The sequence below is a fragment of the Novipirellula rosea genome, assembly GCF_039541335.1.
GTDB classification, from domain to species: Bacteria; Planctomycetota; Planctomycetia; order Pirellulales; family Pirellulaceae; genus Novipirellula; species Novipirellula rosea.
The window spans coordinates 163,510-173,269 of the sequence record NZ_BAABGA010000024.1; the positions used below are offsets into that span (position 1 = coordinate 163,510).

At 54.4% G+C, this 9,760-nt stretch carries 5 protein-coding genes and 1 pseudogene; 5 read left to right on the top strand and 1 reads right to left on the bottom strand.

All coding sequences use genetic code 11. The features are described 5' to 3' along the window. Positions 1 to 180 precede the first annotated feature (180 nt). The 5 genes from ABD971_RS09845 to ABD971_RS09865 all read left to right on the top strand — a co-directional run bounded on the left by ABD971_RS09845 (position 181) and on the right by ABD971_RS09865 (position 8,598). Positions 181 to 4,716 carry a hypothetical protein gene (locus ABD971_RS09845; RefSeq protein ID WP_345321604.1) on the top strand — a complete coding sequence of 1,512 codons (4,536 nt, stop codon included), beginning with the start codon at positions 181 to 183 and terminating at the stop codon, positions 4,714 to 4,716. Positions 4,717 to 5,883: 1,167 nt separating this feature from the next. Then, entirely contained in the window at positions 5,884 to 6,096 is a 213-nt protein-coding gene (locus tag ABD971_RS09850) for a hypothetical protein (RefSeq protein ID WP_345321606.1), read from the top strand. Beyond that, positions 6,093 to 6,584: a DUF2924 domain-containing protein gene (locus ABD971_RS09855; RefSeq protein WP_345321608.1), complete on the top strand. Its 492-nt coding sequence runs from the start codon at positions 6,093 to 6,095 to the stop codon at positions 6,582 to 6,584. The genes ABD971_RS09850 and ABD971_RS09855 overlap by 4 nt, the downstream gene beginning before the upstream one ends. Continuing rightward, a complete protein-coding gene (locus tag ABD971_RS09860; protein ID WP_345321610.1) occupies positions 6,581 to 8,152 on the top strand; it encodes a recombinase family protein in 1,572 nt (523 codons plus the stop codon). Before ABD971_RS09855 ends, ABD971_RS09860 begins: the two co-directional genes overlap by 4 nt. After that, positions 8,149 to 8,598, top strand: coding sequence for a hypothetical protein (locus ABD971_RS09865; RefSeq protein ID WP_345321612.1), 450 nt, complete (start codon positions 8,149 to 8,151; stop codon positions 8,596 to 8,598). The genes ABD971_RS09860 and ABD971_RS09865 overlap by 4 nt, the downstream gene beginning before the upstream one ends. A 764-nt stretch (positions 8,599 to 9,362) precedes the next feature. Here the strand turns inward: ABD971_RS09865 and ABD971_RS09870 are convergent. Continuing rightward, positions 9,363 to 9,760: pseudogene (locus ABD971_RS09870) on the bottom strand (hypothetical protein); the annotation flags it as partial.

Genomic DNA, 9,760 nt, shown 5'->3' on the forward strand with positions numbered 1-9,760 from the left:
CCCAATTGTACTGTCAATGCTCTGGGAACTGGTGAGCTGACTGGGCAACCTGCAAGCAATGGAATAACTGTACACTACCGTCGCAGTCTTCACCGAAGCAATGGTGATGGAACCTTGCCTGGATTCATCCCGTCATAAGAAGGTAGACCAATCTGAAAGACTCCCCCTCCGAGGTATGGAATGTTTGACCGGTTCACGCAAGCCACAGCTAACTTTCGAATTTTTCTGTTTTCGGTGCTTGCATTCGGTGTGATCCACCCAACGACTGCCCAACAGTCCGGTGATAGCCAAATCAAACAGCTGATGGCGTTTCGCCAGTCCCAGCCGTTGACGGCCAATCGCACCTGGACGTTGCAAAATGGGTGGCAGGTTTCAGGATCGTTATCTGAATCGATGATCGAAGGCATCTTTCGCGTTAAGCAGAGCGGACGTGATGTGCAGAGTGCGAGCTACCTGGTTCCGCTAAAGATGTTTCAGCCTGAGGATCAGAAAACAATTCTGGCCAAACATAATCGCGGCTACAGCTACGTTCGCTACCAATACTTGCCGCCGCTCGCACGCGGCATCGAACAGTGGAAAGACGCACCACCGGCCGGCGCCGCGGGTTTTCGCCAACCCGTTGCGATCGAAAACGGCAAGGTGTTCGCGTTTGACGGCAAACGTCTGTACGTGGTGGACGCCAGTGCAGTCGCTGATGAGGAGTTACGTGAGCTGACCGAGCGGTACCGGGCGTTCGGTAACGGAGAGCATCTTGTCGTCGACAATTGGGTGCCGCATCCGGTGCACGGCCAGGTGTTGCATGAAACCGAAGAGGCGTTCGTGTTACAGGCCGGTCCTTCGCTCTCGCAAGGCGAATCGGTTGCCGCGAATATCGATAAGTTCGCTTTGCCCAAAGGCCAGGCCTATCGATTGCCCAAGTATTCGATGGGGTTTGTGCTGGGCAAAGAGTTTCGTGGGATATTGAACCGCGCGAAACGACTGGGAATCACAAAAGAATTTAGCGATGAAGAATTGCGTCAGCTGCCTATCGCGATGCGTGGTCGCAGCGGTTGGACGTTCGGTTTCGATCTCAGCGCACCCAACCAGTCCATGATTCGGTTTTATGCGGGTCCGCTGGAGACACGTGAGATGGAAGCAGCCAGCGTGTCATGTGAGGATCTGTTTCATTTGGAACTCAGCGTCTTGCGCCGATCCGGTGAAATGTCCGCTGATCGATATCGAGACCAGGCGTTGTTGCGAGTAGCGGAAACTGCGTTTGATCGCGACTTCTGGAACTTGCAACCTGGGTTTTCCAAACTGCAAGGAACATTGCTGGGGGCCTTCGAAAACGGTTTTGCCTTTCAATTCATCAACGGCGAACACTTGTTTGTCGAGGCATCTCAACTCGCTGAGATTGATCGCCAAGCCGCCCAGATCGCCACCCGCGACGATGATTTGCAGTGGTTGACCGGTGAAGTGCTGGCGGGATTGATGAAGTACCGCGTCGTCGTCAAGGACTTGTCGGTCGTGGTCGTTGAAGTTCAGGGGATGACCAACGAGGCACCGGGCATCGATGGCCAGACAGTGAAGATGTCGCATACCTACGGTGATGCCCTCGATTGGTGGTATCTCTATCTCGACCACCTCAGCGCAGTGACAAACAGCATGAAGCATCAGGCTGAGTTGCAAGCGATGGTGCGGGACCGGGGGGTTGCCGAGCTGCGAGACAAACTGGCAAGCCGAATCCCGTCACCCACGAGTGAGCTTCCGGATCTAGCCTCGAAAGTGGCCGTAGCGGATTCGAAACGCTGGTATATCGGTGAACAGGGCCAAACGATCGTCGGTAAGTTGGTTGGCAAGTGGGGAGAAGACTTGCTGTTCGTCGAAGACAACGATCCCACCGCGACGCCCGTTTTGTTGGCACGTAAACACATGGCGTCGAAACACGACGCGGAACTACGTCGCCTTGAGGACCGCTTGCCAGATCGTGACTGGGAAACCGAGTTGCCGATGACGCGTGACGGACAATTCTTTCGCTTTTGGGTCAAACCGGAAACTGGCAAAATTGCATACAACTCTGCTGGTGCAATCATCGATTTTGAGCACGATAAGCCGTTGCCAGGGCAGCTTACGGTGACACTTCAAAAGCGGGATGGCGACTCGTTTACTGCCGTATTCTCGAGCGAGAACAAGCCCAATCCAGCAAGCCTGCTAACGGAGTTTCGCAGACACTGGGCCGAAGGTCAGCAGCGTGTCGCAAAACTGCAGGAAGGATTTCCCAGATGGGAGTTTCGCGGTCACACGGACTCATTGCATGCTGAGCCGGTGGCGATCCGCGGCGATGATGTGGTGATGAAAGATTTTCAAGGGGAAACATTTCTGGTGCGGATCGCCACGCTGGACGACCGATCGCGGCAGCAGCTTGCCGCGCTGAAGCTGCCGACGATGGACCCGGACGCGGCGCCCGAGGCGTCGGCGACGATCGAGTTAGAACCCGAAAAGTGGTTGCGTATGCTAAGCGTTTCCAGCGGTCTGATCGGTCCAGCAGTGGTCAAAGAGACAGGCTACGAATCCGATGACACACTGAAATTGCGGATGCTCAATGGTGCATTGCAAACCATGCCGGTTAAGACGTTGACACTTCGCGAAGGTCGGGCACTGCATGCCGTCTATCTGCGACAACGCGACAATCTTAGCGACGACCGTTCGATCGACGCGGTTTTGAGTCAACCGGTTGCTTCGGACGACGTTGTCCACCAGACGCCGCCGGTGAAAGCGGAGACACGCGAACGGATTGAAAACGCGATCGATGCCAACAGACACACGATCGTATGGGACACCACACCGCTGAAAATCGATTCCGAAGCTTCGCTGCTGGCAATCGACCATAGCGCCCAACATGGCGTGATGCGTGACAGCCAGGGAAAGTTGTTCCGCGTCGATCTGACCGGCGGCCAAACCCTTCCGAGCGATGATCTTCCGTCACGCGTGCAATATGGCCCGTGGCTGCATAACGATGGGCAACAGGTGTGGTGGATCGCTGAGGGAAAGCTGATGGTTGGTGACGGTAAACAAGCCAAGGTGTTGTCGATCGATGGCACTAGCGAACCCATTTTGGCGGCCGATCAATCCGGTGATTTCGACTCTCTGGTGATCGAAATGAAAGATAGTCAGCAATTCCGTTGGGATTTAAAGAGCAGCGAAGCGATTCGTTTGACGAAGCCGAGCAACAGGAGGCGATCGGAGCAGAACGTGCATTTGTTCGCATCGAGCGATGGTTGGACTGTCGCGCGTTTGAGCGAACAAGCAATCATCACTCGCACCGCGCGGCCCGAACCCGATGCACATGGGAATTTTCTGGGCATGCTAGGTCTGGAGAGTGCCCTGGCGGCCGCCGGTGAAGGCTATACGCTGGTGAGTGAAGCGGACGCGGCTCGCGCGCAACTGATTTGGAACCGGTTCGGATTGCGGCCCCGCACGGTTGGTTTGCCATTCCTTCCGCAGCGAATGGACATGGTGCGACTGGAAGAACGCGATGTGGTTCAACTCATCGGTCGCCCACTGGATCCTCATTTTGACAAAGCGGGCTACACGTTCGTGGATTGGTATGACCCCGGCGCTGGTTACGGACGTTTCAAGTATCAAATCATCGAAGGCACAATCGGTGAAGATTCGATCGTTGGCGCCGGAGGCAAGTTGATCGTGCATCGGCGCGGTCAGGACTATGTGGTGTCGCGACGGCCGGATCCGTTAGTGAAACCGATTGAACGCGTGATCGGGCAGATTGCAGGGGAGTTGGTCGAGCAGTTGGACATCGCCCAGATCGAAGCGGTGTCTGATTTTCTGGCCTCCTCCGAAATGCGATCCGAAGGAAGTTATCAAGGGGCGCTGGCGGACGAGTTTTATAGCGCGATCCAACGCTCGGTTTTTTCCTTCATGCCGCATCTTGGCGGCGACTCCATCGATCGCTCTCTCAACGTTGCCCAACATTTGCTGACCAGGTATCCCGAATCGCAAGTCGCGCGTTGTGCGCTCGCCAATTTGCATCATTCAATCGCGTGGAATGCTCGCGGTGGAGGTTATGCCAGTACGGTGACGGAAAAAGGCTGGCAGATTTTTCACGAACATATTCGCGAAGGCATCGAAGTCATCAAGCCGTTGGCTACAGTGAAAGCACCCATCGCCCAGGTGTATCATCTGCGGTTGGGCTTTGCCACCAGCGCCGGCATGTCGCTCGATCAGCTTCGCAAGCTCGCGATCGACTTGCAGAAGAGCGAGCATCGCGAAAACGCTTCGCTGCACCAACAGATCGCTGTTTATTTACTGCCACGCTGGCACGGAAAGCCTGGAATGGTCGAACATTACTTGAGCAATGTTGCAGATACGATTGGCGGAGACAAAGGGGATGCGGTTTATGCGAAAGCCATTGAGTTGATGAAAGGGATGGCCAGCCAGCAAGGGCCCGTAACCTTCGACCATCGATGGGATATCGATCGGCTCGTGCGGGGTACCCAGGCCTATTACACGCAGCGTCATGATCCGGCGCTGATTGACCACATGATGGCGCTACTGGCCCATCACAATCGGTGGAGCGAAATGGTGGAGCTTTTGGAATTGACCGTAAAACGATCGCTGCTGGCACCTGGAATCGCTATTGTCGACACCAGCACGCTGGGCGAAGAACAGCTGCGGCCGACGGACAAGGCGGAGGCCATTGGCCAGCCATCAGAGAATTGAAGCAGGCGCCACCTGCGGTCGCGAGTCTATGGCAATTCGTCGCGACTCGGTCGGAGACATGCGCTGCAATCCCTCAACGGCTTGTTGATTTAGTCGTACGATGGACTTCCTAGTCCGTCGAATACACCATTGACGGACTAGAAAGTCCATCATACACCCGTTACCGAAGGAAACTTCATTAAATCAACAAGCCGTCAAGCTGAACCGCCAATGCTTCATCGGATGTGTCGGTCGTGTACGGTTGCCTTTGCGTCAGTTCATTTTACTGGTTGAGGAACCTGAAACGGAGCGCTGCAATGTCAGTTCAGTCCCCGGTTTTCTGGTCAACGAAAACGGTTTGCACCTAGCCGCTTCATGCTGCTGCGAACCAGAAAATGAGCGATAGAACTTTTGGGCATATAACCTTGAGGTCTGCATCGTACAAAGACAACAGAGACCTTTGGCCAAGATCGCTCGCAATCACCCTCTGGCCGAAACCGGCGAGACCTTTTCCAGAGACACTGCAAGAGAACTTTTGCCCGCCAGCGATGACATAAGTCCTTGCCCCGTCTGCGGTAAACCACGAAAAAAGCCGGCGTCTGGAAAATATTCCAAACGCCGGCTTTCAAGTTTTGTTGTGGGTGACAGGCAAGATGCCTATTCCACTTAAGTTGTGGGCGACCAGCGGTTTTCAAACTTGTGGAGGATTCTAGCCGTTGGTCAACACACTCGGCAGATTTTGTGGTGATTTTCTTTTAGGTTTTGCCCGTCCACGCGGCTCGGTTCGTACGATGCCGTTCCTGGGTGGGGTGGATGATTACTTGTTGACTTGAATTCTACTTTGGCGCGCATGTGGGCGGAAGGACGGCATAGGTAACCGGGGAGGGAGCGTTTGGTTGCTCCCGGTTGCTTTGCGTTCTTTCAGAGGGCTGCGTGTGGGTAAGCCGGATTTGGATGTGGATGAGCTGTCGCCGGATGCGCGGCGGCGGGCCGTGGCTGAGGTGCTCGGACGCGGCGTGGGGCGGTGGAAACGGTTCTGCTTGGAAACTGTTTCGGAAACTCTTCAAGACTCTGTGGGAAAGCCGCTTGAGCCGGGTCGGTTTTCAGGGCTCTCTGTGACGGACGCGGTTTTTGATCGGAAGATGACCGCGGCCAAATTCATTCCTTCTTTCACAGAGGTACCCAGTCATGAATCTCAAAAGACGCAGTGATCTCGCTGCCATTCTTTCGCGAGCGTTGACTCGCCGCAGGGTCAAGGCAGGACAAACTGCGACCGGATGTGCGATTTACAACCGCCAGTCGAATCAAGTCGACGTTAAACGAGCTTCCGCTTCGTCCGGCAAGAATGAAGTGTCGAGCGTCGCCGAGAAAGAGCAAGTCAACACGGAGGTGAGCCAATGAAGGATGAAACTAGAATGGCAGTCGCTTCGCTTGAAGACAAGACAGTCAATCAATTGCGAACGCTCTACGAAGAAGTGTTCGATGAAGTTTGTCGCAGTCGCCACAAACGGTATCTGGTTCGACGCATCGCTTGGCGGTTGCAAGCGTTGGACGAAGGCGGGCTAAGTAACGAGGCGAAACAGAAAGCTCGTGAGCTGGCGGCGACTTCGGATCTTCGCATGACAGCTCCTCGCGAAGAGGTTCTGGACAACCTTCGTCGGGTCAAGCCTGAAGAAGACGGATACGTCGACTGGGATCCTCGTCTTCCGCCACCGGGCAGTTTCTTGGAACGGCGATATAAGGGCAAGATGGTCCGAGTGCTCGTATTGACGGACGGATTTGAGTACGAGGGCAAGCGATTTCGTTCGCTGTCCAAAGTCGCCGGCGAGATCACCGGAGTCAGCTACAACGGATTTCTCTTCTTTCGACTCGGAAGGAGACAGAAATGAAAAAGGAAACGGAATCTGAACGGCGGATCATTCGGTGTGCGATCTACACTCGCAAATCGACTGAGGAAGGACTCGATCAAGAGTTCAATTCGCTGGACGCACAGCGTGAAGCCGCGGAGAACTTCATCGCCAGTCAATCGCAGGAGGGTTGGAAGGTCATTCCGACACACTACGACGATGGTGGCTACTCGGGCGGCAACGTTGACCGGCCGGCGATGAAACGTTTGTTGGAAGATATTGCGGCGGCCAAGATTGATTGCGTGGTCGTGTACAAGGTCGACCGGCTGAGTCGCAGTTTGCTGGACTTCTCTAAGATCATGGAAACGTTCGACAACCATGGCGTCTCGTTCGTTTCGGTGACCCAACAGTTCAACACGACGCACTCGATGGGTCGGTTGACACTGAATATCCTGCTTTCGTTCGCACAATTTGAACGAGAGATCATCGGCGAACGAATTCGCGACAAGATTGCGGCTCAGCGACGGCGTGGCAAATGGGCGGGTGGTGTGCCGGTGCTTGGGTACGACGTCGACCGATCCGGACCAAGTCCAAAGTTGGTGGTCAACGCGGACGAGGCGGCGAAGGTGCGGCGTATCTTCGGGCTGTACCTTGAGATGGAGTCGATGACGCCGGTGGTCGAGGAACTTGACCGTCGTGGCTGGTGCTTGAAGTCTTGGAAGACAAAATCGGGGAAAACGAGAGGCGGTAAACCGTTTGATAAGTCTTCGTTGCATACGATGTTGACCAACCCGACCTACATCGGCCGGATCAAGCATAAGACGCAGACGTTCAAGGGTGAGCACACGCCAATCATTGATCAGAAGTTGTTCGACGATGTTGCGGCGATGATGCGTAGTCACGCTCGCGGCGGCGGCAATCACTTGGTCAACAAGTATCAGGCGTTGCTGAAAGGACTGATCTATTGCCCGGCGTGCAATTATTCGATGGTCCACAATGTGGCCCGGCGAGGGGCGAAAGTGTACCGCTATTACACGTGCGTGACGGCGATCAAACGGGGACGCAGGTATTGTCCGTCGCCATCGTTGCCAGCGGCGGATATTGAGGCGGCGGTAGTCGACCAGATTCGCTGCGTCGCCGACGATCCAGGATTACGCCGCGATGTGTTGGAGCAGTCGAGTAAACGTTGCGAAGCGGAATTGGCGGAGCTGAAGACGCAACGAACGCAACTCACCCAGCGTTTGAATCACCAGCACGACCAGATGAAGCATCTGGGCATCTCGAACGAAGTCGGGACGAGCGATTCAGAACGATTAGCCGCGTTGCACCAAGAAGTCGCCCGAATTATTGAGTCGCTTGAAATCGTTGACGGCGAGATCAATCGCTTGACTGCGGAGCAGATCGACGAGCGTGATGTGAATGCGGCCTTCTCAGACTTTGGCAACGTTTGGAATGAGCTGAACATACGCGAGAAGTCGGCGGTCCTGACGTTGTTGATTAGCCGAATCGAATTTGACGCTGACGAAAGCTCGCTTTCAATCTCAATGCACCCTGCGGGCATCAAAACCTTTTCTGCTGAAGCGACCGACAAACAGGAGACGAACTCATGATCACGGTCAAATGCAAAATCAATGTGAACCCTAAGAAACCCGTACAGAAAAAAACGACGGAGCCGGGCGACGAAGCGCCAGTGAAACGGCGGGGAAAAGTTCCAAGGATTTCACGCTTGATGGCACTCGCGATTCGGATGGACGAGATGCTGCGGCGTGGCGAGGCGCAGGACATGCTCGAACTTGCCGAATTGGGCAAGGTCTCCCAGCCCCGCCTTACTCAGATTCTAAGCCTATCGCTGCTCGCACCAGAAATTCAAGAAGCTCTACTCTACCTACCCCGAGAAATGACGGGCCGATCAAAGATTCACGAGCGGAATTTGCGTCCTATCGCGAGGGAATTGTCCTGGGAGAGGCAACGGCGGATGTGGGCAACCTTACTGGGAGAGTGTCACTCGATGTCGAATAGCCTCGATGTCACCGATCGTGAGCAAAACGCCCAATAACTTATGAAGTCGAGCCGGAACAAGAGTGCAGTTTCGCTGCGTCGTACCAACTTTCAGCCTAGTGCGATATCAAGTCTTGATGCTTGAGTAAAGTCGCTCTAGTGTTTAACGGGCGTCATCGAATTTGAAACGCCATTCGACGTCACGCTGTTTGGTGGTTGTCTTGGCAGACCATATTCGGATTCCGTATTGAGAAGTTCGAGCTCGCTAATTCGTCGATCGTTGAGACACTGGCTGTTCATATAACTGAGTTTGCATTCGGCTGTATTCGGCCAACTTCTAAGCTTCAGTGTGTAGCAGGATTCGATTCGCCGAAATTATCCGAGGATTCTCGTCTCCTCCCAGGCGAAGAAGAACGACTTACTGGACAACGTCTCGAGATGTTGTTCGGACCCGTTTTCAGGTTCTTCATGAAATCTCCCAAAGTAGTTTGATTGTATTAGACGCCGTCGGAGATTCTTCCTGTTCTATCACCCTATTCCCGGCTTTATCCTGGGCATTGGTGCTTGGTGCCAGAACCCACTTCGTTTCGTGCAAGGCAGCACACCCGCAACCGCTCAAGAACTCAATACCCTTTTTCGTATGCTTCTCGACCACTTTTAAGATCACGCTTGCTTCCAGCAGGTGCAATTCGTAGGAATGCCACAGCATGAGAATCGTGACTGTTTAGCCTCTATCTGTGTCTCACTATTGGGGCATTTTGCACGGGAAAGGGGGGGGCAACGTGAAACGATCCTCGCCCTGTGATTTCCTGTGTACCAGTGTCACCGTCCGGCGCTGCCGCTACCGATTGACATAGCACAGCCGAGGAGTGCTGATGCGTGCAATAAACCCCAATTCGCCGCTCGCTTCCACCATCGCACGGCTGCGTTCGATGACTCTTTCTGTTGCGGTAACGTGACGTGTGTTTCGTTTTGTTCATAAATCTGCATCGCAACATCAACTCTCTGATTAGCCACATCCTCGCAATCACGCCCTTGCTCATCAGGTCGACGTTCGTTCTGCATTTTCGTTTTGCGAGGTGTCGATATTGACCGGCTGTCAGCCTCACTACTGGCGTGCTGCACCGGCATCACTCTCTTCGCTGCCATCCGGTCCAGCGGACTAACCACCTTCACATCCTCGCGGTTGAGCGAGTGCAAGTAGATTCGAGTCGTCTTGA

Bases quoted from the DNA above. Each gene is read 5' to 3' on its own strand.
- ABD971_RS09845 (WP_345321604.1), top strand. From the start codon at position 181: ATGTTTGACCGGTTCACGCAAGCCACAGCTAACTTTCGAATTTTTCTG.
- ABD971_RS09850 (WP_345321606.1), top strand. From the start codon at position 5,884: ATGAATCTCAAAAGACGCAGTGATCTCGCTGCCATTCTTTCGCGAGCG.
- ABD971_RS09855 (WP_345321608.1), top strand. From the start codon at position 6,093: ATGAAGGATGAAACTAGAATGGCAGTCGCTTCGCTTGAAGACAAGACA.
- ABD971_RS09860 (WP_345321610.1), top strand. From the start codon at position 6,581: ATGAAAAAGGAAACGGAATCTGAACGGCGGATCATTCGGTGTGCGATC.
- ABD971_RS09865 (WP_345321612.1), top strand. From the start codon at position 8,149: ATGATCACGGTCAAATGCAAAATCAATGTGAACCCTAAGAAACCCGTA.